Here is a 25,698-nt window from a genome sequence, read left to right as displayed (position 1 = left end):
GTGGGCGGCGGGCGAAAAGTCTTAAAAAATCGGCACTTGGATTGCACACTTCAAGCAAAGGTCGACCGGGTGTTTCACGGCAGGCGGTTGCGGATGGCGTCGCTAAAACGCTAAAGTTTACCCCGTTTGCACAATTGCGGGAGTAAAGCCCTTGTGGTCGATTGTTGAAGCGGCCGGTTGGCCGATCTGGACCATCATCCTGGCGTCGGTGGTGTCGCTGGCGATCATCTTCGAACGGCTGATCAGCCTGAGGCGCTCGGTGGTCGCGCCCGAGGGTCTGCTGTCGCAGACGCTGCAGGAATACCGCAGCGGCGGTGCGAGTGCGCAACGGCTCGAAAGGCTCGAGCGCCATTCGCCGCTCGGCCGCCTGTTCGCCGCCGGCGTGCGCAACGTCGACGGCAGCCGCGAGGTGATGAAGGAGGCGATCGAGGACGAGGGCCGCATCGTCGCGCACCAGCTCGAGCGCTTTTTGACGACGCTCGGCACCATCGCCGCGATGTCGCCGCTGATGGGCTTGCTCGGCACGGTGATCGGCATGATCGACATCTTCGGCTCGCAGAACGCCAGCGGCACCAACCCGCAGCAGCTCGCGCACGGCATCTCGGTCGCGCTGTACAACACCGCCTTCGGCCTGATCGTCGCGATCCCGAGCATGATCTTCTACCGCCATTTCCGCGCGCAGGTCGACGCGCTGCTGGTCGAGATGGAAGCGCAGGCGGTCAAGCTGGTCGAAGTGCTGCACGGCGACCGCCGCAACAACCGCCAGTGAGGGAGACAGCATGAACTTCCGCCGCGGCCGGCATCGCGAAGAGCCGGAGATCAACTTCATCCCGCTGATCGACCTGTTGCTGGTGATCCTGATCTTCCTGATGGTCACCACCACGTATTCGCGTTTTTCCGAGATCAAGGTCAAGCTGCCGTCGGCCGACGCCGAGGCCAAGGACAGCCAGAGCAGCGAGATTTCGGTCGCGATCGCCGAGGACGGCGAGATGCTCGTCGCCGGCAAGAAGCTCGCGCCCGGCAGCCGCGACGCGCTCGTCGCCGCGCTGAAGGATGCCGCCGCCGGCAAGCGCGAGCCGGTCGTCGTCGTCAACGCCGACGCGAAGGCGACGCACCAGTCGGTGGTCAACGTGATGGAGGCGGCGCGCGTCGCCCACCTGTCGCAGCTGACCTTCGCGACGCAGAACCTGCAGACCCCGCAGTGAACGGCCTGATCGAGCGGCACTGGTACCGTCCTCGCCTCTGGCTGACCGCCCTTCTGGCCCCGCTCGAAGGGCTTTTTGCTTTGCTGGCCGCCGCGCGCCGTCTCGTGTTCAGGCTCGGCCTCAAGCGCGTCGAGACACTGTCCGTGCCGGTGGTGGTGATCGGCAACGTCAACGTCGGCGGTGTCGGCAAGACGCCGCTGACGCTGTCCCTCTTGGCAAGCTTGGCCGAGCACGGCGTGAAGGCCGGCGTGGTCAGCCGCGGCTACGGCGGCTCGGCCAACGTTCCCACGCCCGTCGGGCGCGACAGCGACCCGGCGCTCGTCGGCGACGAGCCGCTGTTGCTCGCGCAGTCGGGCGTGCCGGTCTGGGTTGGCCGGGACCGCGTCGCCGCCGGCCGCGCGCTGATCGCCGCGCACCCGGACGTCGAACTGATCCTGTCCGACGACGGCCTGCAGCACTACCGCCTGGCGCGCGACGTGGAGATTGTCGTGCTCGACGGCGCGCGAGGCCTGGGCAACGGCCGGTTGCTGCCGAACGGCCCGCTGCGCGAAGCGCCGGGCCGTCTCGCGACGGTCGACGCGCTGGTCGTCAACGGCGGCTCGGCGGGATTCATGAAGACGCTGCCCGAAGCGCCGGCGACCTTCGCGATGCGGCTCGCGCCCCAGCGCTTCGTGTCGCTCGCCGATCCGGCGGTCACGCGCGGCGCGGAAGACTTCGAAGGCGAGCGCGTCGTCGCGCTGGCCGGCATCGGCCACCCCGAGCGTTTCTTTGCGACCTTGAAGGGCCTGGGGCTGGCGCCGGAGCGCGAATTGTCTTTTCCCGACCATCACGATTTTGTCGCGTCCGACCTGCCCGCGGACGCCGATGCCATCGTCGTCACGAGCAAGGACGCGGTGAAGTTGCGCCGTGTCGATCGTGTTAAACTGTGGGCCCTGCCTGTGAGCGGCGTGGTCGAACCCGACCTCGCCGACTGGCTGCTCGCCAAACTGAAGCTGCCCTATGGACGCAAAATTTCTCGACATTCTGGTGTGCCCGGTGTGCAAGGGTCCGCTGGTGTATGACAAACCCCGCCAGGAACTGATCTGCAAGGGCGACCGCCTCGCCTACCCGATCCGCGACGGCATCCCGATGATGCTCGAGACCGAGGCGCGCGAACTGCCGCCCGAGGAAGAGGTGAAATGAGCTTCACGGTGATCGTCCCGGCGCGCATGGCGTCGAGCCGCCTGCCTGACAAGCCGCTGGCCGACATCGACGGCAAGCCGATGGTGGTGCGCGTCGCCGAGCAGGCGAAAAAGAGCGCCGCCGAGCGCGTCGTCGTCGCGACCGACCACCCCGACATCGCCGCCGCCTGCGCCCTTTACGGCATCGACGCGGTGATGACGCGCGAAGACCACGCCAGCGGCACCGACCGCCTCGCCGAAGCGGTCGCCAGGCTCGAACTGCCGGCCGACACCGTCGTCGTCAACGTGCAGGGCGACGAACCCTTGATCGACCCGGCGCTGATCGACCGCCTCGCCGAACTCTTGGCCCATACCGACGCGCCGATGGCGACACTGGTGCATCCGATCCAGTCGGCCGCCGAGTTCTTCAACCCGAACGTGGTCAAGGTCGTGCTCGACGACGACGGCTTCGCGCGCTACTTCAGCCGCGCGCCTATCCCGTATGCGCGCGACGCGTTCGCCGCCGACCGCGACGCGCTGCCTGAAGGGCTGCCGGCCTGGCGCCACATCGGCCTATACGCCTACCGCGCGGGTTTCCTCGATACCTACACGCGTCTGGCCATCGCGCCGACCGAGCGGTTCGAAGCGCTCGAACAGCTGCGCGTGCTGTGGCACGGCCACAAGATCGCGGTCGCGACGCTTCAGGCTGCGCCGCCGGCCGGCGTCGACACCCCCGAAGACCTAGAGCGCGTGCGCGCGCTGTTCGCCGCCAATAAATAACCACCCCAATACCAAAGCACAGACGGAGATTCCTTACATGAGACTGATTCTGTTGGGCGCGCCGGGCGCGGGCAAAGGCACCCAGGCCAACTACATCAAGGAAAAATTCGCGATTCCGCAGATCTCCACCGGTGACATGCTGCGCGCCGCGGTGAAGGCCGGCACGCCGCTCGGTCTCGAAGCCAAGGCGATCATGGACGCCGGCGGCCTGGTGCGCGACGACATCATCATCGGTCTCGTGAAGGAACGCATCGCCGAGGCCGACTGCGCCAACGGTTTCCTGTTCGACGGCTTCCCGCGTACCACCCCGCAGGCCGAGGCGATGAAGGAAGCCGGCGTGAACATCGACTACGTGGTCGAGATCGACGTGCCGGACGCGAACATCATCGACCGCATGTCGGGCCGCCGCGTGCACCTGTCGTCGGGCCGCACCTACCACGTGAAGTACAACCCGCCGAAGGCAGAAGGCCGCGACGACCTGACCGGCGAAGAACTGGTCCAGCGCGACGACGATAAGGAAGAGACCGTCAAGAAACGCCTCGCCGTCTACCACGAGCAGACCGAGGTGCTGGTCGGCTTCTATTCGAAGATGGCCGCCAGCGGCGACGCGACCGCGCCGAAGTACGTGAAGGTCGACGGCACGCAGGCGGTCGAGACCGTGCGCGACAACGTGTTCGCCGCGCTCGACGCCTGATCGATCTGGGCCTGTCAAGCAAAACGCCCTGTCGTTCGACAGGGCGTTTTTCATTGTGACTTCGGGGCTCTCACAAGCTTGGCCGAGCCTTCTTTAAGAGCTCGGCCAACCTTTGTGATGATTACGCCGCGCCGGCAGCGGCCGGTACGCGCGTCAGCCACTTCTGCAGCGCGAGGCCGCCCAAGATCAGCGAGAGGCCGACGAAGGTCGACGGGTAGATCGTCTCGCCGACGACCGCATGGATCAGCACCAGCGACAACAGCGGCGACAGGAAGATCAGGTTGGCGATGCGCGCGGTGCTCTCGGTCAGCTTCATCGCCATCAGCCACGCGACGAAGGTCAGCCCCATCTCGAACACGCCGACGTAGGCAGCGCCGAGCCAGCCCTCTGACGAAGGTTGGCCGAGCCCGTCGCCGAGAAGACACCAGACGAAGGCCATCGGCAGCGCGAAGCCGAAGTTGAGCGCGAGGCCGATCACCGGCTCGCGGTCGTCGCGCGCGTTGAAGATCCAGTAGCCGGCCCACAACACGGTCGACACCAGCGCGTAGACCAGCCCCTCCCTATTCGAAAAATGCAGCGCGAGGATCTCGCCGCGCGTCGCGATCACCAGCACGCCCAGATAGCAGACCAGCGCGGCGACGACGTCGGCGCGGCGCGGCGTCTGCTTGAGCAGCGGAATCGCCATCAGCGTCATCGTCAGCGCCCAGGTGTAGTTGATCGCCTGCGCCTCCTGCGCGGGCAACAGGTCGTAGGCGCGGAACAGCACCAGGTAGTAGACGAAGGGGTTGACCGCGCCGAGCAGCAAGGACCGTTTCCAGTGGCGCCGGAACGCGACGGACAGTTCCGGCAGGCGACCTTGCACCGTCAGCACCGTAAATAGAATGAGGAAGGACGCGGTCGACGCGTACAGCACGAGTTGCGACGGCGTCAGGTGCTTGAGGCTGATCTTGAAGGCGGTGGCGACGGTCGACCAGGCGAGCACGGCGACGAGGCCGTACAGGTAGGCTTTTCCTTGGCGGGTCAAGACGGACACTCCGGTGGATGGGTTCGGCTCATTCTAGCCGGAATGCGTACCGGATTGTCGATTGGATACAGTTTGGAGGTGCGCGCCGGCACCGTCAGGGCCGCTTAAGAGGGGGGAACGACCCTCGCGGGCCGGCGCGCTGGGGAAAGCTCAATCGTCGTCGTCGTCGCGGTCGTGCCCGTGACGGTGTTTCCAGTTGCGGTGTTTCCAGTGCCCGCGCGGCCCGTAGTCGCGGTCGTAGCGTGAGCGATAGTACGGGCGATCGTCCTCGTAGACCACGCGGCGCTCGATTATGCGTTCGCGGCGGTAGTCGTGGCCGATGCCGGCGCCGACCGCGCCGCCGAGCGCACCGCCGATCACCGCGCCGTCGCGGCCGCCGAGCGAGTCGCCGATCGCCGCGCCGGCCGCGCCGCCGAGCGCGCCGCCGAGGAGGATCTCGCCGCCGGCTTGGGCGCCGAAGGACAGCGGCAGCAGCACGAGCGCTGCCAACGGAAGATATTTGCGGAACATGGCTTCAACCTCTTTGCGTCGTTTGCTGGCTTCTACGGTTGAAGCTTATCCGGATGGCGGCCGAGTTTCTGTAAAGAAGTATGAGGAATTGTTGCGCCGGCCAGGCGCCGGAAAACCCTGTCATGGCGGGCCCGGCAGCGGCTCAGCTGTAGCGGTTCAGCATGCGCGACAGCCGTGGCAACAGCGCGCCGGCGGCAAGACCAATCGGCCCGCCCATCTCGCGCGTATAGTCGTCGCCGGCGAGGCCGTGCGCGTGTACCGCGAGCGCCGCCGCGTCACGCGCCGACAGGCCTTGCGCGATCAGCGCGGCGATGGCGCCGGTCAGCACGTCGCCTTGTCCCGCGACGGCGAGCGCCGGCCCTCCGGTCGTGTTGACGAGGAAGGGTGCGCCCGGGTGGGCGATCACGCTGCCGGCGCCCTTGAGCACCACGGTCGCGCCAAAGCGCTCGGCCAAGTCTCGCGCGGCGGCGATGCGGTCAGTCTGGACGGTCGTGGTGTCGCAGCCCAACAGCCGTGCCGCTTCGCGCGGATGCGGCGTCAGCAAGGTAGGCGCTTGGCGGGCGGCTAGACGTTGGCCGAGGCTCGCGTAGGCGGCGATCAGGTTGAGCGCATCGGCGTCGAGAAGCAGCGGTTTGTCGACGCCGATCAGCATGTCGACGAGCGCGCGCGCGGCGCCGTGCTGGCCGAGCCCGGGGCCGAGCGCGAGCACGTCGGCGTCGGGTAGGTGCGCTTCGTCGTCGAGCTCGTGGATCATCAGTTCGGGCGCGGCAGGGTCGATAAACAGCCGCGCGTCGATCGGGCAGACGTAGACCTTGCCGGCGCCGGCGGCCAGTGCGGCACGGCCGGCGAGCAGGACCGCGCCGAGCATGCCCGGCGCGCCGCCGATCACGCACACGGTGCCGAAGCGTCCCTTGTGGCTGTCGCGCTCTCGGGCGAGCAGGCCGGATACCGGCGCGCAAACCTGGCCGAGCGGGGCCGGCCACCAATCGGCCGGTACACCTAGCGTGGCCAGTTCCACGTCGCCGGCGTAGTCGACGCCGGCGCCGGTCGCAAGACCTGGCTTGGCGGCGAGGAAGGTCAGCGTCGCGCACGCACGGACGACTGCGCCGGCGGCGTGGCCGGTCATCGCGTCGAGTCCCGACGGCGTGTCGAGCGCGAGAATCGGCGCGTCGAGCGCATTCAGCGCATCGACGACGGCATCCCATGGTGTGGCGAGCGGCCTCGCCAGGCCGATGCCGAACAGGCCGTCGACGACCCAGTCCCAGCCCTGATCGGCGGGCGGCGTGGCACCGTGCACGACCGGCACGCCACGCTCGGCCAACGCAGCTAGCGCGGTTTGGCCCGCGCTCGCGGTGGGCGGTGCGGGCAGCCATACCGTCACGTCGACGCGGGCGTCCTGCAGAAGGCACGCGGCCCATAGGGCGTCGCCACCGTTGTTGCCGGGACCGGCGGCAATGAGTATCCGTCCGGCTCTGCGCGCGACCAGCCAGTCGGCGGTCGCGCTCGCGGCGCGCGCCATCAGGTCGATGCCGTCGGCTTCGGCTCGTGCTTCGATAGCGCGTAGCGCGGCCAAGGAATAAAAGGCGTTCATCGCTGTGTCTCCTGTCCCCAGCGCGGCGCGAGCGTGTGCGGCACGTCGAGCTGGTCGAGCACGCGCGCGACGACGAAGTCGACCATGTCGTCGACCGTTTTCGGGTGCGTGTAGAAGCCCGGCGATGGCGGCAGGATCACCACGCCGAGGCGCGCGAGCTTCAGCATGTTTTCCAGGTGGATCGCCGACAGCGGCGTCTCGCGCGGCACCAGGATCAGCTTGCGGCCTTCCTTGACGCTGACGTCGGCGGCGCGCTCGATCAGGTTGTCCGACAGGCCGTGCGCGATCGCGGCGAGCGTGCCCATCGAGCACGGGCAGACCACCATCGCGTCGGCCGGGTTCGACCCTGACGCCGGCGGCGCGAACCATTCCTCGCGGCCGAACACGCGCAACTGCCCGTCGGAAGGCCGGTAGCGCTCGGCCAACCAGGCGGCGACGTCGGCCGGGCGCGACGGCAGCGTGATGTCCATCTCCTGCTTGGCGACCACCTGCGCCGCCTGTGAGTACAGCACCCACACGCGTTTGCCGGCTTCAAGCAGGGTTTCGATCAGCCTGAAGCCGTAGGGCAGGCCGGACGCGCCGGTCAGCGCGACGGTGACGGTATCAATCGGTCTCATGGGTGTTTTCTAGCAGTTTTGCCGCGACGATGCCGTTGACCGTGCCGGTGACGAGCGCGGTCAGCGCGAAGGCGGGGACGAAGTAGAGGATGCCGTCCGACGGGATCAGGATGGCGCGTGCGAGAATGAGCTGGCCGCCGATATGGCAGAAAGCGGCGATCAGGCTCGCCGACGCCGGGCCGAACCAGCGCTCGGGAAGCCGCTGGGCGAATAGAAGGCCCACGAGGCTCATGGTGCCGCCGGCAAGGCTGAGGAAAAAACCAGGTGTCATCAGGCTGCCGAGCAAGAGGCCGGCGCCTGCGATGCGCAACAGGCTGACCCACACCGCCGCGCGAAAGCCGTAGCGGTAGAGCGCGATCAGCGTGACGATGTTGGCGAGCCCGGGTTTGACGCCGGGCAGCGGCGACGGCAGGCCGGCGTCGACCAGCGCCAGCACCAGCGCGGCGGCGGCGAGCCGCGCGATGCGGTGGTCGGTGGCATCGGGCGCGAGGATGCGCGTGTCAGAACTGGAGGCTGTCATAAGGGCGTTCGCCGCCGGCAAGTTCGATGCTGGTCGCGTTCGGCAGGCAGATCGCCACTTGGCCGGCGCGCGTCAGCCAGCCCTGTTTCACGCAGTACTGGCGCGGGCTGGGATCGCTGCGGATGCGGGTGCGGCCGCCGGCGATCTCGACCTCGGTGACGCCGAGCGGACCGGGTACGGCGACGATCTGGTCGTGCAGGAGGCTGGCTTCGCGGAAAAGCTCGCCGTGGCGCTTGATGAGGACGGTGCGCGCGTGGCCGCCGCTCCACAGCGTGACGGCGAGGTAGGCGCTTGCTGCGGCCAGGAGCGACAGCACCAGCCAGTCGCCCGGCCGCAGCCAGCGCGTCATCGCGTCTCGGGCAGCTCGCGGTGGCGGATCAGCACCTGCTCGCCGGCGAAGGCGCGCGCCAGCGCTTCGATGACGAAGACCGAGCGGTGCTGGCCGCCGGTGCAGCCGACGGCGACGGTCAGGTAGCTGCGGTTTTCCTGGCGGTAGGCCGGCAGCCACTTGTCGAGGAAGCGGCGGATGTCGTGGATCATCTCGGCGACCGACGATTCCTGCAGGAAGAAGTCGACGATAGCCTGGTCGAGACCGGTCAGGGGACGCAGACGCGGATCGTAGAAGGGATTGGGCAGGCAGCGCGCGTCGAACACCAGGTCGGCGTCGAGCGGCACACCGTGCTTGAAGCCGAACGATTCGAACACTACCGTCAGTCGGCCGGCCTCGGCGCCGACCAGCGCCTTGATCCAGGTCCTCAGACGGTTGGCCGACAGTTCGCTGGTGTCGATCGGGTAGCCGAGCGCCTTGACCTCGGCCAACATCTCCTGTTCCTGGCGGATGCATTCCTCGACGGTGAGGCCCGGCCCCGACAGCGGGTGGCGGCGGCGCGTCTCCGAGAAGCGCTTGACCAGCGTGTCGGGCTTGGCTTCGAAGTAGAGCAGGCGCACGTCGACGTCGGCGTCGGACAACTCCTTCATCGCGCCGGGCAGCGCGGCGAGCGTCGGGCCGCCGCGCGTGTCGACGCTGATCGCGATGCGCTCGTGACCCTGTTCGCGGTAGAGCGCGATCAGCTTCGAGAGCAGCGTCGCCGGCAGGTTGTCGACCGACGCGTAGCCGGCGTCTTCGAGCGCCTTCAGGGCGACCGACTTGCCCGAGCCGGACAGGCCGCTAATCAGGATCAGCTGCATGTTCCTGATCCCTGAGGAAGTTGGTGTGACGCTCGATGAATTCGCGCGTGCTGTCGATGCCCCTCAGTTGCAGGATGTAGTTGCGCACCGCCGCCTCGACGAGCACGGCCAGGTTGCGGCCGGCCGCGACCGGCAGGATCACCTTGCGCACCTTCACGCCGAGGATCTCCTGCGTCTCCGACTGGATGTTGAGGCGGTCGAGCGCCTGCATCGCCTGGTCGTTGGCCTTGACGAGGTGGATGATGAGCTTGAGCACCTTCTTCGGGCGGACCGCGGTCTCGCCGAAGATGGTGCGGATGTTCAGGATGCCGAGGCCGCGCACTTCGAGGAAGTCGCGCAACAGCGGCGGGCAGCGGCCTTCGAGCGTCTCCGGGCCGATGCGGTAGAGTTCGACCGCGTCGTCGGCGACCAGACCGTGGCCGCGCGAGATCAGTTCCAGCGCGAGTTCGCTCTTGCCCATCGCCGAGTCGCCCATGATCAGCACGCCGATCTCGAGCACGTCGAGGAACACGCCGTGCAGCACCGTCGACGTCGCCAGCGCGCGCGCCAGATAGATGCGCAGCACGTCCATCAGGTAGGGGCTCTCGAGCCGCGAACTCATCAAGGGGACGTTGTGCGTGTGGCAGTAGTCGCGCAGCAGCTTGGGGACCGCCTGGTTGTTGGCGACGATGACGACCGCCATCGGCTTGTGGAACAGCTGGTCGAGCGCGGTGCGCGCGGCGGCGTTCTCCAGTTTCTCCAGGTAGTCGACCTCGGCCACACCGAGCACCTGCACCGCGTTCGGGTGGATGAAGTTCAGGTGGCCGACGAGGGCGAGGGTCGGGCGCTGGTCGTCGTTGCGGATCATCGTATCCGACCCGCCGGTGCCGGCGACCCAGGTCAGAAACAGTTTCTGATGGTTGTCCTGGTAGAGCTGGCGAACGGAGACGCTAGGCATGGCCGGACCATTCGGTGAGCAGGCGGTAGAGGGTGTCGCGGTCGGGCGCGGCGATCAGCGCCTCGCGCAGCGCGCGGCTGGAGAAGCGTTGTGCGAGTTCAGACAAGACCTGCAGGTGCAGGTCGGTCGCCTCTTCGGGCACGAGGAGCACGAACAGGCTCTGTACCGGCTTGCCGTCGGGCGCGTCGAAGGGGATCGGGTTCTTCAGGCGGATGAACACGCCGACCGCCTCCTTCAGCCCCTTGGCGCGTCCGTGCGGAATCGCCACGCCTTGGCCGAGGCCGGTCGAACCGAGTTTTTCCCGGGCGAACAGGCAGTCGAACACTTCGCTTCTGGCGATGGCGTGGGTGTTCTCGACAAGGAGCCCCACCTGTTCGAATACGCGTTTTTTGCTGCCGACGTCCAGGTCGATCAGGACATGGTCGGGCGCGAGGATTTTGCCGATCAGGCTCATACTGTGCGTTTGCTTACAGAAAAAACCCGGCCATTCTACGCTCAAGCGTAGTCTTGGCAAAAGGCCGTCAATGAAAAACGGGAACCCGCAGGTTCCCGTTTCGACAATCACGCCACTCAGGCGTTCGCCTGTTCTGTCGGCGCTTCCGGTGCTGGTGCCGGGGTCGGCGCGCGGCGCTCGTTGCGTTTTTCCTTGTGTTTCAGGACCTGGCGGTCGAGTTTGTCGATCAGCGCATCGACGGCTGCATACATGTCGGCTTCGGTGGCCTCCACGTGGATATCCTTGCCGGAGAGGTGAACGTTCACCTCCGCCTTCTGCACAAGCTTGTCGACCGATAGCGTCACGGCGACGTCGATCACGTCGTCGACGTGGCGGGTCACGCGTTCGAGTTTGCTTTCGATGTAGTCGCGCATCGGCGGAGTAACTTCGAGATGAAGACCGGTGATCTTGAGGTTCATACCCTAACTCCTTAGGTGACAAACGCCTGGGCCCGGCGGCCCGGCGGTTTTCTTGTGTGGCTCCATCGCGGGGCGACGGAACCCCTCAAAGAACAGGTGGGGTAGCAATCGGCGTTTTAAAGAGCCTTTTTCAAAGCGTCTTGCGCTGGGCGACCGCCGCGATCTGCATCGCCTCGCGGTACTTGGCCACGGTGCGACGCGCGACCTGGATGCCTTGTTTTGTCAGGAGGTCGACCAGCTTGCTGTCGGAGAGCGGTGCTTGACGGTCTTCGGCGTCGATCAGCTGCTTGATCAGCGCCTTGATCGCGGTCGCGGAACACTCGCCGCCGCTGTCGGTTTCCAACGCACTGCCGAAGAAATATTTGAGTTCGAAGAGCCCGCGCGCGCAGAGGAGGTATTTCTGCGTGGTCACCCGGGAGATGGTGGATTCGTGCAGGCCCAGTTCTTCGGCAATGTCGCGCAGTATCAACGGACGCATTGCCACTTCACCATGTTCAAAGAACGCTTGCTGCCTGTTGGCGATAGATTCCGACACTTTCAGGATGGTGTCAAACCGTTGCTGGATGTTTTTGACGAACCACTTGGCTTCCTGCAGGCGCGGCGCGAGTTCGCCGCTTTCGCCGCGCGCCTCGGACACCAATTTGGCGTAGCCGGGGTTGACGCGCAGCCGCGGCACGGCGCCCGGGTTGAGCTCGGCCTGCCAGCGTCCCTTGCGCTTGACCACCAGCACGTCGGGCACGATGTAGTGCGTCTCGTCGCGACCGAAGTTGGCCGCCGGATGCGGGGTGAGGCTGGCGATCAGCTGCTGCGCGAGTCTCAGTTCGGCGTCGTCGACCGAGAGCAGTTTCTTCAGCTTGCCGTAGTCGCGTTGGCCGAGCAGCGTCAGGTGCTTCTCGACGATGGTGCGTGCGCTCGCAAGCCCCGGCGTGACGCGGGGCAGGCTGGCCAGCTGTAGCAGCAGGCAGCCGGTCAGGTCGAAGGCGCCGACGCCGGCCGGGTCGAAGCCCTGCAGCAGTTCGAGACCGTCCTCGAGCTCTTCGAGCGTCAGTTCGAGTTCGGCCGGCAGTTCGGCGAGCACCGCTTCGAGCGGCTGCGGCATGAAACCGTCGTCGTCGAGCTCTTCGATCAACAGGCTGACGACGCCGTGTTCGCGCGTCGACATCGCGATTTCGCCGAGCTGGGCGATCAGGTGTTCGCGCAGCGACACCGGGCAGGCGACGTTGGCGAGCGGGTCGTAGTCGTCGTTGTCGCCGCGCGCGGCGCCGCGTCCCCAGTCGGACAGCTCGCCCGGCAACGTGTCGGCGCCGTCGGCCGAGCCGTTGTCGGCGGCGGGCTCGGCCAACCTTTCCTCGCCGGACGCTTCGCTCGGGCCGTCGTCCATCCGTTCGATCAGCGGGTTGTCGAGCAACACCCGTTCGACCTCGGATTGCAGGTCGAGCGTCGACAGCTGCAACAGCTTGATCGACTGCTGCAGCTGCGGGGTGAGGGTGAGATGTTGCGAGACCTTGAGCTGGAGGCTCTGCTTCATGGCGTGGCCATTACAGGTGGAAGTGCTCGCCGAGATAGACTTCGCGAACCTTCTCGTCGTTGACGAGCGTGTCCGGTTCGCCCGAGGCGAGCACAGCGCCTTCACTGATGATATAGGCGCGATCGCAGATGCGCAGCGTTTCGCGCACGTTGTGGTCGGTGATCAGGACGCCGATGCCGCGCTCGCGCAGGAAGGCGATGATCTTCTGGATGTCGATCACCGCGATCGGGTCGACGCCGGCGAACGGTTCGTCGAGCAGGATGAAGCGCGGCCGCGTGGCGAGCACGCGCGCGATCTCGACGCGGCGTCGTTCGCCGCCGGACAGCGCCAGCGCGTTGGTGTCGCGAAGGTGGGCGATGTTGAGGTCGTCGAGCAGGAGTTCGAGCTCCTTATCGAGGTTCTCGCCCTTCAGGCCGCCGATCTCGAGCACGGCGCGGATGTTTTCCTCGACCGTCATCCTGCGGAAGATCGACGCTTCCTGCGGCAGGTAGCCGAGCCCCATGCGTGCGCGCTTGTGGATCGGCAGGCGGGTGATGACAGTGCCGTCCAGTTCGATCTCGCCACCGTCGGCCGCGACGAGGCCGACGATCATGTAGAAGCTGGTCGTCTTGCCGGCGCCGTTCGGCCCCAAGAGGCCGACGACCTCGCCGCTGGCGATGTCGAGCGACACGTCGCGCACGACGGCGCGCTTCTTGAAGCGTTTCTGCAGGTGGCGGACGGTGAGCTGGCTCTGCGTCATTTCTGGCCTTCGTCCTTCGGTTGCAGGATCACGGTGACGCGACCCTTGTTCGGGCCCTGCACGCTGCCGCCGCTGACCTGGTAGACCTCGGTCTCGGTGTTGTAGGTGATGACTCCGCCGGTGACGACGTCGGCGCCGCGCTTGACGCGCGCATTGCCGGTGAGCACGACCTGGTTGCTGGCGCTGGTGTAGTCGACGCGCGAACCCTGGCCTTCGACGTACTCGGGGCGGGCTTCGAGTTTCTGGCGGAAGGTGGCCGGGCGGCCTATGCCCTGCAGCGTCTGGCGGCCCTGCGCGTCGCGGGTGACGGTCAGCTGGTCGGCGGTCGCCTTGAGCGTGCCCTGGATCACGATCACGTTGCCCTGCCAGACGGTGACGCCCTTGAGCTGGTCGAGCGTGCCGGCGTCGGCGCTGATCTCGATCGGCTTCTTCTGGTCGGCCTTTTCCGCCCAGGCCGGCAGCGTGGCCAGGCCGACGAGGACCGCGGTCAAAAGCTTACTGTACATATTTCACCCTTGCGTGGGAGAGGAGCCGCAACAGGCCCTTCTGCTGCTGGTATTCGAAACCGATGGCGTTGGCGATCGACTCGCCATAGTGGATTTCCACCGGCGTCTTGGCGCTGGCGACGCGCGTACGCGTGTTGATCGTGATCCGGCTGCCGTAGACGTGGGTGTCCGGCTGGCCGGCGACGCCCGGCTTGAAGAAGTGCGCCTTCTGTTCGAGAAAGGCGATGCCGTCCTGCCGGTTGTAGCGCGCGATGGCGCCGGCGGCGCGGTAGGCGAGCGCGCCGGCCTGGTAGTTGTCGAGCACGGCCTCGCGCAGGTGGAGGTCGGGCTGCTTGGGGAACTGCCAGCCCTGTTTGGCGACGAGGCGTTCCTGGATGCGGCCTTGCGCGTCAAAGCGCGTCGCACTGAAGTCTTCGACCGTGTACTCGGGACGGCTCGGGTCGAGCTCCTTGCCCGACGGGCTCCAGCGCGAGATCTGGTCGAGCCAGAAAGCGAGCATCGCCATCAGGCCGACGAGCGCGATCGGAAACAGCCGGTGCGGGCGGATCATTCGAGGTAGCGCGCCATCAGCGCGTCGAAGGTGCCCTGCGCCTGCATGATGCGCTCGGTCAGTTCGCGTACTGCGCCGGCGCCGCCGGATGCGCCGGTGACGTAGTGCGCGTGCTGGAGGACCAGGCTCGGCGCCTCGGGCACGGCGACCGACAGGCCGACGCGGATCATCACCGGCAGGTCGACCACGTCGTCGCCGATGTACGCGCATTCCTCGGCGGTGAGGCCGGTCGTTTCCAGCAGCTCGGCCAAGGTCGCGCGCTTGTCGTGGATGCCGGCGTAGTAGTAGTCGATGCCGAGCCCCTTCGCGCGGTGGGCGACGCCCGGCGCGTCGCGGCCGGTGATGATGGCGAGCTTCACGCCGGTCGACTGCAGCATCTTGAGGCCGTGGCCGTCGAGCGTGTTGAACGCCTTGAGTTCCTCGCCGGTCGCGCTGATGAAGATGCTTCCGTCGGTCAGCACGCCGTCGACGTCCATGATCAGCAGCTTCACGCGCCGCGCCAGTTCCTGAAAGCTTTGCATTCGAATTCCTTAAACGACCCCGGCCTTGAGGAGGTCGTGCATATTGAGCGCGCCGACGAGCTTGCCGGCATCGTCGAGCACCAGCAGCCCGTTGACCTTGTGTTCTTCCATCAGCTTGGCCGCTTCGCTGGCGAGCCGGGCCTCATTGACGGTGCGCGGCGTACGGAACATCACCGCGTCGACGGTCAGACCGGCCAGGTCCAGCGTCTTGTCGAGCGTGCGCCTCAGGTCGCCGTCGGTGAAGATGCCGGCGAGCTGGTCCTTGTCGTCGAGCACCGCGGTCATGCCGAGACCCTTCTTGGTCATCTCGAGCAGCGCGTCTTTCAGCGACGTACCGCTTCTGACCACCGGCAGCGCTTCGCCGCCGTGCATCACGTCGCGCACGTGCACCAGCAGGCGTCGGCCGAGGCTGCCGCCCGGATGCGACAGCGCGAAGTCTTCCGGCGCGAAACCGCGCTCGGACAAGAGCGTGACCGCCAGCGCGTCGCCGAGCGCCAAGGCCGCGGTGGTGCTGGCGGTCGGCGCGAGGCCGAGCGGGCAGGCCTCCTTCTCGATCTGGGCGTTCAGGTGCAGGTCGGCTTCGCGCGCGAGCGTCGACTCGGGGCGGCCGGTCAGGCTGATCAGCGTCAGGCCCTTGCGTTTCAAGGCCGGCAGCAAGGTCAGCACTTCGTCGCTCTCGCCCGAGTTGGACAGCATCAGCACCACGTCGTCGGCGGTGATCATGCCGAGGTCGCCGTGCGCCGCCTCGGCCGGATGGACGAAGAAGGCCGGCGTGCCGGTCGACGCGAGCGTGGCGGCGATCTTGCGGCCGATGTGGCCGGACTTGCCGATGCCGATCACGACCACGCGGCCGCTGCAGGCGAGGATGGCTTCGACCGCCCGGGCGAAATGTTCGTCGAGCCGTTCGGCCAGTTGCGAGATCGCCTCGGCTTCGATGGCGAGGACCTGGCGCGCCGCTTCCAGGCGCTGTCGATTCACGGAGGTATCCATAGGGCGAGAGTATATCAAGGTTATAATCCGGTGACTCGACGGCCTGGTGCGGCTTTTGCTTAACAGAGTTTATTGAAGTGACCGGCCGCCCTGTCGTTGTCCCCCATCCCGGAAAGCGAGCATTCATGCATTCACTGGCCCCGATCGTGGTCGTGCTGTTGGCGGCGGTGCTGTCGGTCACGCTGTGCCGCAGCCTGAAGGTGCCGCCCATGCTGGGCTATCTGGTGGCCGGCTTTCTGGCCGGACCCGGCGTCGCCAGCCTGATCCCCGACAGTGAGGAGACCCGCTTCCTCGGCGAGATCGGCATCGTGTTTATGATGTTTACTATCGGCCTCGAGTTCTCGCTACCCAAATTGCAGGCGATGCGCCGGCTGGTGTTCGGCGTCGGGCTCGCGCAGGTGGTGGTGACCATGCTGCTGATCGTCGGTGTCGCGGGCGCGATCACCGGCAATCTCTTGGCCGGCGTCGCGATCGGCGGCGCGCTGGCGCTGTCGTCGACGGCGATCGTCAGCAAGCTGTTGGCCGAGCGGCTGGAGCTGGCACAAGCGCACGGCCAGCTGGCGATCGGCGTGTTGCTGTTCCAGGACCTGGCCGTCGTGCCGCTCTTGATCCTGCTGCCGGCGCTGGCTGCGGGCGGCGACGGGCTGTGGATGGAGTTGGGGCTGGCCGGTGTGAAGATCGTGGCGGTGATGGCGCTGTTGCTGTTCTTCGGCCAGAAGCTGCTCAGGCCGTGGTTCCATCTCGTCGCGCGCCAGCGCTCGGGCGAGCTGTTTATGATCAACGTGCTCTTGGTGACGCTCGGCGTCGCCTACCTGACCGAGCTGTCGGGGCTGTCCCTCGCGCTCGGCGCCTTCGTCGCCGGCATGCTGATCTCGGAGACCGAGTACCGCTACCAGGTCGAGGATGACATCCGTCCGTTCCGCGACATCCTGCTCGGCTTCTTCTTCATCACCATCGGCATGCGGCTCGAGCTGGCCGTGTTCGTCGACCGCTGGAAGGAGGTGCTGCTGCTCCTGTTCCTGCTGGTGCCGGTCAAGCTCGGCGTGGTGTTCGGTCTGGCGCGCGCGTTCGGCCACCGCTCGAACGAGAGTCTGCGCGGTGCGCTGGCGCTGGCGCACGGCGGCGAATTCGGCTTCGTGCTGTTGGCGCTGTCGGCCAACCTCGGGCTGATGCCGGCCGGGCTCACGCAGGCGGCGATCGCCGCGGTGGTGTTGTCGATGCTGGTCGCACCGTTCCTGATCCAGCACGGCGACGCGATCACGCGCAAGCTCATCAAGCAGGACTGGGCGCTGCAGGCGGCGAGCCTGCACCAGGTCCTGGTCGAGAGCATGATGAAGGACGAGCACGTGATCATCTGTGGCTACGGCCGCAGCGGCCAGGCGCTGGCGCGCCTCTTGGAGGCCGAGGACATCCCGATCTTCGCGCTCGACATGGACCCGGAGCGCATCCGCGAGGCGGGCGAGGCCGGCGAATCGGTGGTGTTCGGCGACGCCGGCAAGAAGGAAGTGCTGCTGGCGGCCGGCCTGATGCGCGCCAAGGCGCTGGTGATTTCGTTCGCGGACACGCACGCGGCGCTGCGCATCATGGACGCGGTACACGCACAGCGCCCCGGGCTGCCGGTGATCGTGCGCACCGTCGACGACACCGACATCGACGTGCTGCGCCGCGCCGGCGCCGACGAGGTCGTCGCCGAGATCATGGAAGGCAGCCTGATGCTCGCGTCGCACGCGCTGATGGTGGTCGGCGTTCCGCTGAACCGGGTCATCAAACGCATCCGCGCGGTGCGCGAGGAGCGCTATGCGCTATTTCGCGGCTTCTTCCGCGGCATGAGCGACGACACCGACGGTCTCGACGAATTCCTGCAGCCGCGCCTCTACAGCGTCGTGCTGCCCGAGGGCGCGGCGGCGATCGGCCAGCGTCTCGGCCAACTCAAGCTGGAAACCGCCGGCGTCGAACTGAAGGCGGTGCGCCGCAATAACTTCCGCCGCACCGATTTTTGCGACGAGTTCGAGCTGATGCGCGACGACGTGCTGATCCTGTTCGGCGAGCCCGAGGCGCTGGCGAGCGCGGAGAACCTGTTGCTACAAGGCTGAGTGTCTTGCCTGCCCGTCGGGCGCGGCTAGCATGAAGTGAATGCGGGGCCGCCCGCGTCGCGACGGGGGCTGAGCGTGCCTGAGCAGCTTACAAAACACCCGGAGCTCACGCTCAAGGTGCTCAAGGGGGCGGGGGCTGTCTGCGGTGAAGGGGCCGAGCAGAAGATATTGAAGCAATGCCCGGCAGAGCATTTCTGTTCGCTGTAAAGCGGCGAGATCTGCGTTTACGGCGTCGGTGACATTGCGAAAATGACGCAGCTGACGGTGCCGGAACTGGCCGCCGCCGTCTGCACGGATGCCCAGTCCGGGGGGGCGGTGGCGCCGGGACGCTGTTCGCTGCCGTATTCGTTGTGGGCCTCGTGTTGGGACGATGGTGGCCGAGGCGCAAGGCGCGGCCTCCTGACGCCTGAGTCATGCCGCCGTAGCCCGCAAGCGGCGCGAATTGAAGGATACGAAAAAGCTCGGCCAACCCTCGACGGTTGGCCGAGCTTTTTTTCATGCGGGCGAAAGCGTTCAGGGCAGGATGGTGGTGATCTGCTTCTTCAATTCCTGCTTCAGCGCCTGTTCCTTCTCGCCCTGCGTCTTCTTGCCTTTCACCATCGCGTTGAAGTCGAGCGCGTAGACCGGCGCATTGATCGGCCCGGTGATCTTCAGCGGCACGCTGACGTCCTTCAGCCGCGCGAACTCGCGCGGGTTGGCCGAGACGTCGAGCGAGTAGTCGACGATGCTCTTTACGAGGTCGAGTTTGCCGCCGCCGGACACGTTCACCAGCTGCGACGCGAGCTTCAGGTTCTGGTTGCGCGCGACGCCGTTCTCGAGCGCGAAGCGCGCCGACAGCGTCGAGAAGGTGGTGCGCTGGTTGTTCTCGGCGCTGACCGGCGTGCTGCCGAGGTCCTTCAGCTCCTGCGGCAGGTTCTTCAGCGCGGCGACGAGGTCGATGCCGGTCAGCGCGCCCTGGTTGAGGCTCATCTCGACGTCGCCGGACAAGGTGTCCTTGAACGCGGCGAAGTTGCTGCCCTGAGCGCGCACCTTGACGCGGCCGTCGCCGTGACCGTCCAGGCGCGGGAAGTTGAACAGGTCGGTCAACAGCGGACGGATGCTCATGCCCTTCAGCGTCTGGTTGACGTCGAGGCGGTGAGGGCTGCCGCGCACCAGGCTGGCCGAGCCGGTCAGCTGGCCTTCGTAGATGTTGGCCGAGAGTTCGTTGACGGCCAGCTCCTGCGGCGTCGCGTCGACCTTGGCCGACACGCCGTTGATCTTGAAGCGGCCGACCGCGAGTTCGCCGACCGACAACTGGCCCGACACGTTCAGAAAGTCTAGCCAGTCCAGCGACAGCGGACGCTTGTCCTGGAACACCGCGACTGGCCGCGCGCTGTTTTCAGGCAGATAGCGGTTGAGGTCGAGCTTGCCGACCGACAGCATCAGCTCGTGGCGCGGCTTGACGAAGCCGAACTGGCGCAGGTCGGCGGCGAGGTCGGAGCCGTCGAGCTTGCCGCCGACGCGCAGCGTGAGTTCCGACGAGGCGAGGCTGCCTTCGAGCGTGCCGGCGAGCTGGGCCACCAGCTTGCCGCGCGGCAACAGCGGCGTCGCGGCGCTCGCGGTCAAGGTCAGCGGTTCGACTTTCAGCACGTCGAGGTTGCCGACTTCGAGCGGACCGTTCACCTGCAGCGCCAGCTGGTGCGCGCCGGTGTGCCAGGTCAGCGCACCGGCGATGCGGCTGGCGGCCAGCCGCGTCTCGGCGAACACGACCTCGTCGAGGCGCCCGTCGAAGCGGTATTCGCTGCGGTCCTGGCGCATATAGCCCTTCAGGTCGGCGCGCGGCAATTCGATTTCGGTGAGGCTCGCGTTGATGGTCGGCATGTCGAGGGTCAGCTCGGCCTGCGGTTTTTCGGTGGTGAGCTTGGCCTTCAGCGCCTCGCCGCTTGCCTGCAGCGCGGCGAAGTTCAGCTTGAGACGGCCCTGCAGCGTGATGCGCGTTTCGCCCTGCTCGGGCAGCGTGCCCTTGGCCAACAGGTCGAGGTCGCTCACCGTCACCTGGTCGTCCTGGATCAAGAGCGGCGTGTTGATCGCCAGGCTGACCTGCTGGTGCCCGTTGCTGAACAGCGCGCCGGCCGACAGGCTGGCGTTGTCGCGCAGCTTGTCGGCGTCCAGATCGAGCGAATCGAGCCGCCAGCGGTGGCCGGACAGCGCGTCGGCGTAGGCGATCCGCGCGTCGCGCAGGCTGAGCGTGTCGAGCTTGACGCTGACACCGCTGCTGGCGCGGCGGCGCAGCAGGTCGGCGATCGACAGGCGGCCGCCGGCGTCGCGCGCCAGATTCAGCTGCGCGCGCTCAAGCGAGATCGCGGTGACTTCCTTGTCGCCGAGCAAGAGCGGCAGCCAGGCGAAACCGAGGCGCAGCTCGCCGACCGACAGGAAGGGCGAGCTGCCGTCGGGGCCGGTGACGGACAGTTGTTCGACCTTGAGACCGGGGCGCGGGAAGAGGCGCGGCGAGATGTCGCCGGTCACGGTCACGCGCCGGCCGGTGTCGGACAGGCTCGCCTCGAGCGTGCGGCGCACCGCGCGTTCGTCGAACTGCCACAGCAGTACCGCCTGCGTCAGCAGGAACAGGGCGATCAGGCCGCCGATGCCGTAGACGAGAATATGTAGCCAGAGTCGGCCGGAGTTCCACTTCATGACGTCGAGGTCTCGCTGGAGGTTGAGGGCGTCAGGGAGGGAAGGCGGGATGGAGCGGGTGAAGGGAATCGAACCCTCGTCTTAAGCTTGGGAAGCTTCGGCTCTGCCATTGAGCTACACCCGCGTGCCGCGCTAGAAGCCGCCGAATTTAGCGGCTTTTCATCCGCTTGGCAAGCCTGCACGAGGCTCGCCGATGTCATCACTTGCCGGGGCGCGTGCCCTTTGTCGATCCGGTTTCGCCGTCGTCCGGCCGGGCGAGGTGGCTGGGGTCCAAACGCCGCGTGCCGACGCGGCATTTCACATTGTTTGCCGCTGCGGTCGCTGCCATTTTTCGCGGGGCTGCGGCAAAAACGCCGCACATACACCGCCCGAGCGCCCGTTTCGAATTTCGCAAAAGCGACAAAGGCCTACAGAAGTCGTGGGGGAGACGCACGGCTGGTGGCGACTGAAATACGACGAAAATTATGTTTAATATGTTGATTTGTAAGGTTAATTTATTGATTGGTTTTCGGGTTTTGCGGTGCAGCAACGCGGCGGTGGGCGTGCTGACCACAATTGTCCGGGCGGGCAATAGCTGAAACCATCCACTCGCCGGCACTCCGAATGGAGCGTCTTGCCGTCCCCCGGAAAAAGCCGCCTCGCCGCAAGGCGTGGCGCCGAGACAGGGGGACGCGAGCCGATCTTTCGGAATGCCCAGCACGGTTGCTGAATAAAAACCGGCATCAAAAAAAACGGTGTGCCTCGATGCGCATCGCAGTCTCACCAGTCTACGGAGAAGTCTCAATGAAGAAGCTCGTCATTTCGGTGGTGCTCGCCCTGGCGTCCACGGGTGTTTATGCGAAGGACTGGAAGGTCATCCGCTTCGGCGTCGACGCGTCGTACGCGCCGTTCGAATCGAAGGCTCCCGACGGCAAGCTGGTCGGCTTCGACGTCGACCTCGGCAACGCGATCTGCGAGAAGCTGAAGGCCAAGTGCGTGTGGGTCGAGAACGATTTCGACGGCATGATCCCGGCGCTGAAGGCGAAGAAATTCGACGGCGTGCTGTCGTCGCTGTCGGTGACCGAGAAGCGCCAGCAGCAGATCGCCTTCACCGACAAGCTGTTCAACGCGCCGGTGCGCATGGTCGCGAAGAAAGGCGTCAGCTTGATGCCGACCGCCGAGTCGCTGCGCGGCAAGCGCGTCGGCGTCGAGCAGGGCACGACGCAGGAAACCTACGCCAAGACCTACTGGGAAGCCAAGGGCGTGGCGGTGGTGCCCTACCAGAACCAGGACCTGGTGCTGGCCGACCTCGCATCCGGCCGTCTGGACGCGACCTTGCAGGACGCGGTCCAGGCCGATATCGGCTTCCTGAAGACCGCGCGCGGCCGCGACTTCGCGTTCGCCGGCCCGAACCTGAACGACCCGAAAACGCTGGGCACCGGCACCGCGATCGGCCTCAGGAAGGAAGATAACGACCTGCGCCAGCAGATCAACAAGGCGATCGCCGAGTTGCACAAGGACGGCACCTACCAGCGCCTCTCCAAGAAGTACTTCAACTTCGATATCTACCACTAAGCGGCGTCTGCCAAGCGTCGCCGACGCCAGGCTCCGCCCCAAAAGGGCGGGGCCGATCGGCCCGGGCTGGCGCGAAAAACGCGACTGGCCCGGGGTCGACGCGTCGCAACGGGCGAGCGTTTCCGCGATATCAGAAGAGAGCGCGCCCCCGAGAAGGATAGCCGGCGTTGGCCGGGCTATCCGTTGAGCAAGGAGAGAGAGCAATGTTCCTGGAAGGCTATGGCCCGCTGATCCTCACCGGCACCTGGGCGACGATCAAGCTGGCGCTGTTGTCGCTGCTGGCGTCGGTGCTGATCGGGCTCGTCGGCGCGAGTTCCAAGCTGTCGGCCAACCGCGTGCTGCGCGGCGTGGCGACCGGCTATACCACGCTGATCCGCAGCATCCCCGACCTCGTGATCATGTTGTTGCTGTTCTACAGTATCCAGATTTTCCTGAATCAGGTAACCGACCATCTGGAAGTCGAGCAGATCAACATCGACCCCTTCCTCGCCGGCGTCGTCACGCTGGCCTTCATCTACGGCGCCTACTTCACCGAGACCTTCCGCGGCGCGTTCCAGTCGGTGCCGCGCGGCCAGCTCGAGGCGGCGGTGTCGTACGGGATGAACCCGTGGAAGGTGTTCCGCCGCGTGCTGTTCCCGCAAATGATGCGTTTCGCGCTGCCGGGCATCGGCAACAACTGGCAGGTGCTGATCAAGGCGACCGCGCTGGTGTCGATCATCGGCCTGTCCGACATCGTGAAGGCGACGCAGGACGCCGGGAAAGGGTCGATGCAGTTCTTTTATTTCACCGTGGTCGGCGCGCTGATTTATCTGGCGATCACCAGTGTGTCGAACGGGGTGCTGATCTGGCTTGAGCGCCGTTATTCGGTCGGCGTCAGAAAGGCGGAGCTATGATCGAAATCATTCAGGAATACTGGCAGGCGTATTTGTGGAGCGACGGCGTCCACTTGTCCGGTCTGGCGATGACCTTGTGGCTGCTGGTGATTTCGATCGCGATCGGCTTCGTGCTGTCGGTGCCGCTCGCGGTCGCGCGGGTTTCCAAGAATCCATATCTCCGCGGTCCGGTGTGGTTTTATACCTACGTGTTTCGCGGCACGCCGCTCTATATCCAGCTGCTGATCTTTTATTCCGGCGTCTACAGCCTCAACGTGGTGCAGTCGCACGACCTGCTGAACGCGTTCTTCCGCGAGGGCTTCAACTGTACGGTGCTCGCGTTCGCGCTCAACACCTGCGCGTACACGACGGAAATCTTCGCCGGCGCGATCAAGGCGACGCCCTACGGCGAGATCGAGGCGGCGCGCGCCTACGGCATGTCGAAGTTCACGCTGTACCGCCGCGTGATCATCCCGTCCGCCTTGCGCCGTGCGCTGCCGTTCTACAGCAACGAGGTGATCCTGATGCTGCACGCGACCACGGTGGCCTTCACCGCGACCGTGCCCGACATCCTGAAGGTCGCGCGCGACGTCAATTCGGCGACCTACGCGTCGTTCGAGGCGTTCGGCATCGCCGCAGCGCTGTACGCCTGTATCGCCTTCTTCCTGGTCTGGCTGTTCCGCCGCTGCGAAATGCACTGGCTCGCCTTCCTCAAGCCGCAGACGCATTGATCCGGCTGCAACGGAGTCCATCGAAATGTACAAGTTGATTGTTGACGATCTGCACAAGAAATACGGCAGCCACGAGGTGCTGAAGGGCGTGTCGCTGAAGGCCAAAGCCGGCGACGTGATCAGCATCATCGGTTCGAGCGGGTCGGGCAAGAGCACCTTCCTGCGCTGCATCAACTTCCTCGAGCAGCCGTGCGCCGGGCGCATCACGGTGAATTCGGAGGAGATCCGCACCGAGAAGGATCGAAAGGGCGCGCTGCGCGTCGCCAACCCGAAGCAGCTGCAGGCGATGCGCACCAAGCTGTCGATGGTGTTCCAGCACTTCAACCTGTGGGCGCACATGACGGTGCTGGAGAACATCGTCGAGGCGCCGATGCACGTGCTCGGGGTTGGCCGAGCCGAGGCCGAGGCGCGCGCGCGCAAGTACCTGGCCAAGGTCGGCCTGCCGGCTAACGTAGAGGACAAGTACCCGTCGCACCTGTCGGGCGGCATGCAGCAGCGCGTCGCGATCGCGCGCGCGCTGGCGATGGAGCCGGAGGTGATGCTGTTCGACGAGCCGACCAGCGCGCTCGACCCGGAACTGGTCGGCGAGGTGCTGAAGGTGATGCAATCGTTGGCCGAGGAGGGCCGCACCATGGTCGTCGTCACGCACGAGATGGGCTTCGCGCGCAACGTGTCGAACCACGTCGTCTTCCTGCACCAGGGCCGTGTCGAGGAGGAAGGGCATCCGGACGTGGTGCTGAACCAGCCGAAAAGCGAGCGCCTCAAGCAGTTCCTGACCGGCAGCCTGAAGTGAGGTCGGCGGGCGGCATGATGGAGCAGACCGCAAGCGTCGCGATCGTGCTGTTGCCGCCTTGTTCGTCGCTCGGCATCGGCTGCCTCGCCGAGCCGTTCTCGCTCGCCAACCGCCTGACGGGCAAGAAGCTCTACGACGTGAAGTACTACTCGTGGGACGGCGAGCCGGTGGCGCTGGCGGGAGGCCTTGCCTTTCCGGTGCACGGCGCGCTGCGCGACGGCGCGGCCTGCGAGCAGCTCTTCGTGCTCAGCGAGGGGATAGGCGGCTTCGCCGACGCGGTGTTTCTGCAGGGCGCGCTCGCGCGCCTTTCGCAGCGCGTGTCGCTGATGGGCGGCGTGCACGCCGGCGCCTGGTGGCTCGCCGCCGCCGGCGTGCTCGACGGCTACCGCGCGACGATACACTGGCAGGAGAACGCGGCTTTTGCCGAGCGCTTCCGCAAGGTGATCGCAAGCCAGCACGTGTTCGAGATCGACCGCGACCGCTTCTCGAGCGGCGGCGGCCTCGCCGTGCTCGACGGCGTCTTGGCGCTGATCGGCCGGTGGCACGGCGCGACGTTGGCCGAGGCCATCGCCGAAGCGTTGTGCGCCGAGCGCATCCGTGCGAGCAACGAGCGCCAGCGCGTGCCGCTGGCGAACCGGCTCGGCGAGCGCCAGCCGAAGCTCACCGAGGCGGTGATGCTGATGGAGGCCAATATCGAGGAGCCGCTGACCACCGACGAGATCGCGCGCTTCACCGGCCAGTCGCGTCGTCACCTCGAACGGCTGTTCAAGCAGTACCTCGATATCGCGCCGTCGCGTTATTACCTGCAATTGCGCCTGGAAAAGGCGCGCACCTTATTGCAGCGGACCAATAAGTCGGTCGCGCAGATCGGCCTGTCTTGCGGTTTTTCTTCCGGTCCTCATTTTTCCACCGTTTATCGTTCCCATTTCGGTATGGCACCGCGTGAAGAACGTCTGCTAGCCGAAATGAGCGGCGGCGAAAAACCGTGATTCGAATAAGCACCATGGCAG

At 66.3% G+C, this 25,698-nt stretch carries 29 protein-coding genes and 1 tRNA gene; 12 read left to right on the top strand and 18 right to left on the bottom strand.

Annotated elements, in window-relative coordinates; all coding sequences use genetic code 11:
* The first annotated feature begins 151 nt into the window (after window positions 1–151).
* Genes DWG20_RS01720 through adk form a run of 6 tightly spaced genes read left to right on the top strand, consistent with a single transcriptional unit; the run spans window position 152 to window position 3,839 of the window.
* The gene (locus DWG20_RS01720; protein ID WP_115432136.1) at window positions 152–769 is read left to right on the top strand and encodes a MotA/TolQ/ExbB proton channel family protein; all 618 of its coding nucleotides are present in this window, start codon (window positions 152–154) and stop codon (window positions 767–769) included.
* Window positions 770–779: 10 nt separating this feature from the next.
* Window positions 780–1,205: an ExbD/TolR family protein gene (locus tag DWG20_RS01715; protein WP_115432135.1), complete on the top strand. Its 426-nt coding sequence runs from the start codon at window positions 780–782 to the stop codon at window positions 1,203–1,205.
* Complete coding sequence (lpxK, locus tag DWG20_RS01710; RefSeq protein WP_245944748.1) at window positions 1,202–2,266, top strand: tetraacyldisaccharide 4'-kinase; 1,065 nt, start codon at window positions 1,202–1,204, stop codon at window positions 2,264–2,266. Before DWG20_RS01715 ends, lpxK begins: the two co-directional genes overlap by 4 nt.
* Window positions 2,205–2,387: a Trm112 family protein gene (locus DWG20_RS01705; RefSeq protein ID WP_115432134.1), complete on the top strand. Its 183-nt coding sequence runs from the start codon at window positions 2,205–2,207 to the stop codon at window positions 2,385–2,387. The genes lpxK and DWG20_RS01705 overlap by 62 nt, the downstream gene beginning before the upstream one ends.
* Window positions 2,384–3,145: a 3-deoxy-manno-octulosonate cytidylyltransferase gene (kdsB, locus tag DWG20_RS01700; protein ID WP_115432133.1), complete on the top strand. Its 762-nt coding sequence runs from the start codon at window positions 2,384–2,386 to the stop codon at window positions 3,143–3,145. Before DWG20_RS01705 ends, kdsB begins: the two co-directional genes overlap by 4 nt.
* Before the next feature lie 37 nt (window positions 3,146–3,182).
* Complete coding sequence (gene adk, locus DWG20_RS01695) at window positions 3,183–3,839, top strand: adenylate kinase (protein ID WP_115432132.1); 657 nt, start codon at window positions 3,183–3,185, stop codon at window positions 3,837–3,839.
* 121 nt (window positions 3,840–3,960) lie between these two features.
* On the opposite strand, the gene DWG20_RS01690 is transcribed toward adk, so the two are convergent.
* From DWG20_RS01690 to DWG20_RS01615, 16 genes are all read right to left on the bottom strand, one after another.
* The gene (locus tag DWG20_RS01690) at window positions 3,961–4,872 is read right to left on the bottom strand and encodes a DMT family transporter (protein WP_245944747.1); all 912 of its coding nucleotides are present in this window, start codon (window positions 4,870–4,872) and stop codon (window positions 3,961–3,963) included.
* A gap of 141 nt (window positions 4,873–5,013) precedes the next feature.
* Window positions 5,014–5,373 carry a glycine zipper domain-containing protein gene (locus DWG20_RS01685; protein ID WP_115432130.1) on the bottom strand — a complete coding sequence of 120 codons (360 nt, stop codon included), beginning with the start codon at window positions 5,371–5,373 and terminating at the stop codon, window positions 5,014–5,016.
* Window positions 5,374–5,515: 142 nt separating this feature from the next.
* On the bottom strand, window positions 5,516–6,964 hold the full coding sequence (locus DWG20_RS01680; protein ID WP_115432129.1) for an NAD(P)H-hydrate dehydratase: 1,449 nt from the start codon (window positions 6,962–6,964) through the stop codon (window positions 5,516–5,518).
* A complete protein-coding gene (locus tag DWG20_RS01675) occupies window positions 6,961–7,581 on the bottom strand; it encodes a flavin prenyltransferase UbiX (RefSeq protein ID WP_115432128.1) in 621 nt (206 codons plus the stop codon). The genes DWG20_RS01680 and DWG20_RS01675 overlap by 4 nt, the downstream gene beginning before the upstream one ends.
* Window positions 7,568–8,101 (bottom strand): Gx transporter family protein, encoded by a 534-nt coding sequence (locus DWG20_RS01670; protein WP_115432127.1) that lies wholly within the window; start codon window positions 8,099–8,101, stop codon window positions 7,568–7,570. The genes DWG20_RS01675 and DWG20_RS01670 overlap by 14 nt, the downstream gene beginning before the upstream one ends.
* A complete protein-coding gene (locus DWG20_RS01665) occupies window positions 8,082–8,450 on the bottom strand; it encodes a NusG domain II-containing protein (RefSeq protein ID WP_115432126.1) in 369 nt (122 codons plus the stop codon). Before DWG20_RS01665 ends, DWG20_RS01670 begins: the two co-directional genes overlap by 20 nt.
* Window positions 8,447–9,289 (bottom strand): RNase adapter RapZ, encoded by an 843-nt coding sequence (rapZ, locus tag DWG20_RS01660; RefSeq protein ID WP_115432125.1) that lies wholly within the window; start codon window positions 9,287–9,289, stop codon window positions 8,447–8,449. Before rapZ ends, DWG20_RS01665 begins: the two co-directional genes overlap by 4 nt.
* Window positions 9,270–10,226, bottom strand: a complete 957-nt coding sequence (hprK, locus tag DWG20_RS01655; RefSeq protein WP_115432124.1) for an HPr(Ser) kinase/phosphatase — start codon at window positions 10,224–10,226, stop codon at window positions 9,270–9,272. The genes rapZ and hprK overlap by 20 nt, the downstream gene beginning before the upstream one ends.
* Complete coding sequence (ptsN, locus tag DWG20_RS01650; protein ID WP_115432123.1) at window positions 10,219–10,680, bottom strand: PTS IIA-like nitrogen regulatory protein PtsN; 462 nt, start codon at window positions 10,678–10,680, stop codon at window positions 10,219–10,221. Before ptsN ends, hprK begins: the two co-directional genes overlap by 8 nt.
* A 116-nt stretch (window positions 10,681–10,796) precedes the next feature.
* Window positions 10,797–11,138: a ribosome hibernation-promoting factor, HPF/YfiA family gene (gene hpf, locus DWG20_RS01645; RefSeq protein ID WP_115432122.1), complete on the bottom strand. Its 342-nt coding sequence runs from the start codon at window positions 11,136–11,138 to the stop codon at window positions 10,797–10,799.
* 130 nt (window positions 11,139–11,268) lie between these two features.
* The gene (locus DWG20_RS01640) at window positions 11,269–12,666 is read right to left on the bottom strand and encodes an RNA polymerase factor sigma-54 (RefSeq protein ID WP_115432121.1); all 1,398 of its coding nucleotides are present in this window, start codon (window positions 12,664–12,666) and stop codon (window positions 11,269–11,271) included.
* Between the two features lie 10 nt (window positions 12,667–12,676).
* Entirely contained in the window at window positions 12,677–13,405 is a 729-nt protein-coding gene (lptB, locus tag DWG20_RS01635; RefSeq protein ID WP_115432120.1) for an LPS export ABC transporter ATP-binding protein, read from the bottom strand.
* Window positions 13,402–13,911 (bottom strand): lipopolysaccharide transport periplasmic protein LptA, encoded by a 510-nt coding sequence (gene lptA, locus DWG20_RS01630; protein ID WP_115432119.1) that lies wholly within the window; start codon window positions 13,909–13,911, stop codon window positions 13,402–13,404. The genes lptB and lptA overlap by 4 nt, the downstream gene beginning before the upstream one ends.
* Complete coding sequence (lptC, locus tag DWG20_RS01625) at window positions 13,901–14,461, bottom strand: LPS export ABC transporter periplasmic protein LptC (protein WP_115432118.1); 561 nt, start codon at window positions 14,459–14,461, stop codon at window positions 13,901–13,903. The genes lptA and lptC overlap by 11 nt, the downstream gene beginning before the upstream one ends.
* The gene (locus tag DWG20_RS01620) at window positions 14,458–14,982 is read right to left on the bottom strand and encodes a KdsC family phosphatase (RefSeq protein WP_115432117.1); all 525 of its coding nucleotides are present in this window, start codon (window positions 14,980–14,982) and stop codon (window positions 14,458–14,460) included. The genes lptC and DWG20_RS01620 overlap by 4 nt, the downstream gene beginning before the upstream one ends.
* Before the next feature lie 9 nt (window positions 14,983–14,991).
* Window positions 14,992–15,972 (bottom strand): KpsF/GutQ family sugar-phosphate isomerase, encoded by a 981-nt coding sequence (locus DWG20_RS01615; RefSeq protein ID WP_115432116.1) that lies wholly within the window; start codon window positions 15,970–15,972, stop codon window positions 14,992–14,994.
* A 125-nt stretch (window positions 15,973–16,097) separates the two neighbouring features.
* Here DWG20_RS01615 and DWG20_RS01610 point away from each other — a divergent pair, with 125 nt between their 5' ends.
* Complete coding sequence (locus tag DWG20_RS01610) at window positions 16,098–18,065, top strand: monovalent cation:proton antiporter family protein (protein ID WP_115432115.1); 1,968 nt, start codon at window positions 16,098–16,100, stop codon at window positions 18,063–18,065.
* Between the two features lie 513 nt (window positions 18,066–18,578).
* On the opposite strand, the gene DWG20_RS01600 is transcribed toward DWG20_RS01610, so the two are convergent.
* Window positions 18,579–20,738: an AsmA family protein gene (locus DWG20_RS01600; RefSeq protein WP_115432114.1), complete on the bottom strand. Its 2,160-nt coding sequence runs from the start codon at window positions 20,736–20,738 to the stop codon at window positions 18,579–18,581.
* Window positions 20,739–20,788: 50 nt separating this feature from the next.
* Window positions 20,789–20,862, bottom strand: a tRNA-Gly gene (locus DWG20_RS01595).
* A gap of 659 nt (window positions 20,863–21,521) precedes the next feature.
* On the opposite strand from DWG20_RS01595, the gene DWG20_RS01590 reads away from it, so the two are divergent.
* From DWG20_RS01590 to DWG20_RS01570, 5 genes are all read left to right on the top strand, one after another.
* The gene (locus DWG20_RS01590; RefSeq protein WP_115432113.1) at window positions 21,522–22,292 is read left to right on the top strand and encodes an ABC transporter substrate-binding protein; all 771 of its coding nucleotides are present in this window, start codon (window positions 21,522–21,524) and stop codon (window positions 22,290–22,292) included.
* 203 nt (window positions 22,293–22,495) lie between these two features.
* Window positions 22,496–23,185: an ABC transporter permease gene (locus tag DWG20_RS01585; RefSeq protein WP_115432112.1), complete on the top strand. Its 690-nt coding sequence runs from the start codon at window positions 22,496–22,498 to the stop codon at window positions 23,183–23,185.
* Window positions 23,182–23,895, top strand: a complete 714-nt coding sequence (locus tag DWG20_RS01580; protein ID WP_115432111.1) for an ABC transporter permease — start codon at window positions 23,182–23,184, stop codon at window positions 23,893–23,895. Before DWG20_RS01585 ends, DWG20_RS01580 begins: the two co-directional genes overlap by 4 nt.
* A gap of 25 nt (window positions 23,896–23,920) precedes the next feature.
* Complete coding sequence (locus DWG20_RS01575; RefSeq protein WP_115432110.1) at window positions 23,921–24,688, top strand: ABC transporter ATP-binding protein; 768 nt, start codon at window positions 23,921–23,923, stop codon at window positions 24,686–24,688.
* Window positions 24,689–24,702: 14 nt separating this feature from the next.
* On the top strand, window positions 24,703–25,677 hold the full coding sequence (locus DWG20_RS01570) for a GlxA family transcriptional regulator (protein WP_245944746.1): 975 nt from the start codon (window positions 24,703–24,705) through the stop codon (window positions 25,675–25,677).
* Window positions 25,678–25,698 lie beyond the last annotated feature (21 nt).

The sequence above is a fragment of the Crenobacter cavernae genome (genome assembly GCF_003355495.1).
In the GTDB taxonomy this organism is placed as follows: Bacteria; Pseudomonadota; Gammaproteobacteria; order Burkholderiales; family Chromobacteriaceae; genus Crenobacter; species Crenobacter cavernae.
The sequence above is the reverse complement of the archived record's forward strand: the minus strand, read 5'-3'. Positions and strand labels throughout refer to the sequence as shown.

Coding starts and splice junctions, on each gene's coding strand:
- DWG20_RS01715 (WP_115432135.1), top strand. CDS start 780: ATGAACTTCCGCCGCGGCCGGCATCGCGAAGAGCCGGAGATCAACTTC.
- DWG20_RS01705 (WP_115432134.1), top strand. CDS start 2,205: ATGGACGCAAAATTTCTCGACATTCTGGTGTGCCCGGTGTGCAAGGGT.
- kdsB (WP_115432133.1), top strand. CDS start 2,384: ATGAGCTTCACGGTGATCGTCCCGGCGCGCATGGCGTCGAGCCGCCTG.
- adk (WP_115432132.1), top strand. CDS start 3,183: ATGAGACTGATTCTGTTGGGCGCGCCGGGCGCGGGCAAAGGCACCCAG.
- DWG20_RS01685 (WP_115432130.1), bottom strand. CDS start 5,373: ATGTTCCGCAAATATCTTCCGTTGGCAGCGCTCGTGCTGCTGCCGCTG.
- DWG20_RS01680 (WP_115432129.1), bottom strand. CDS start 6,964: ATGAACGCCTTTTATTCCTTGGCCGCGCTACGCGCTATCGAAGCACGA.
- DWG20_RS01675 (WP_115432128.1), bottom strand. CDS start 7,581: ATGAGACCGATTGATACCGTCACCGTCGCGCTGACCGGCGCGTCCGGC.
- DWG20_RS01670 (WP_115432127.1), bottom strand. CDS start 8,101: ATGACAGCCTCCAGTTCTGACACGCGCATCCTCGCGCCCGATGCCACC.
- DWG20_RS01665 (WP_115432126.1), bottom strand. CDS start 8,450: ATGACGCGCTGGCTGCGGCCGGGCGACTGGCTGGTGCTGTCGCTCCTG.
- rapZ (WP_115432125.1), bottom strand. CDS start 9,289: ATGCAGCTGATCCTGATTAGCGGCCTGTCCGGCTCGGGCAAGTCGGTC.
- hprK (WP_115432124.1), bottom strand. CDS start 10,226: ATGCCTAGCGTCTCCGTTCGCCAGCTCTACCAGGACAACCATCAGAAA.
- ptsN (WP_115432123.1), bottom strand. CDS start 10,680: ATGAGCCTGATCGGCAAAATCCTCGCGCCCGACCATGTCCTGATCGAC.
- hpf (WP_115432122.1), bottom strand. CDS start 11,138: ATGAACCTCAAGATCACCGGTCTTCATCTCGAAGTTACTCCGCCGATG.
- DWG20_RS01640 (WP_115432121.1), bottom strand. CDS start 12,666: ATGAAGCAGAGCCTCCAGCTCAAGGTCTCGCAACATCTCACCCTCACC.
- lptB (WP_115432120.1), bottom strand. CDS start 13,405: ATGACGCAGAGCCAGCTCACCGTCCGCCACCTGCAGAAACGCTTCAAG.
- lptA (WP_115432119.1), bottom strand. CDS start 13,911: ATGTACAGTAAGCTTTTGACCGCGGTCCTCGTCGGCCTGGCCACGCTG.
- lptC (WP_115432118.1), bottom strand. CDS start 14,461: ATGATCCGCCCGCACCGGCTGTTTCCGATCGCGCTCGTCGGCCTGATG.
- DWG20_RS01620 (WP_115432117.1), bottom strand. CDS start 14,982: ATGCAAAGCTTTCAGGAACTGGCGCGGCGCGTGAAGCTGCTGATCATG.
- DWG20_RS01615 (WP_115432116.1), bottom strand. CDS start 15,972: ATGGATACCTCCGTGAATCGACAGCGCCTGGAAGCGGCGCGCCAGGTC.
- DWG20_RS01610 (WP_115432115.1), top strand. CDS start 16,098: ATGCATTCACTGGCCCCGATCGTGGTCGTGCTGTTGGCGGCGGTGCTG.
- DWG20_RS01600 (WP_115432114.1), bottom strand. CDS start 20,738: ATGAAGTGGAACTCCGGCCGACTCTGGCTACATATTCTCGTCTACGGC.
- DWG20_RS01590 (WP_115432113.1), top strand. CDS start 21,522: ATGAAGAAGCTCGTCATTTCGGTGGTGCTCGCCCTGGCGTCCACGGGT.
- DWG20_RS01585 (WP_115432112.1), top strand. CDS start 22,496: ATGTTCCTGGAAGGCTATGGCCCGCTGATCCTCACCGGCACCTGGGCG.
- DWG20_RS01580 (WP_115432111.1), top strand. CDS start 23,182: ATGATCGAAATCATTCAGGAATACTGGCAGGCGTATTTGTGGAGCGAC.
- DWG20_RS01575 (WP_115432110.1), top strand. CDS start 23,921: ATGTACAAGTTGATTGTTGACGATCTGCACAAGAAATACGGCAGCCAC.
- DWG20_RS01570 (WP_245944746.1), top strand. CDS start 24,703: ATGATGGAGCAGACCGCAAGCGTCGCGATCGTGCTGTTGCCGCCTTGT.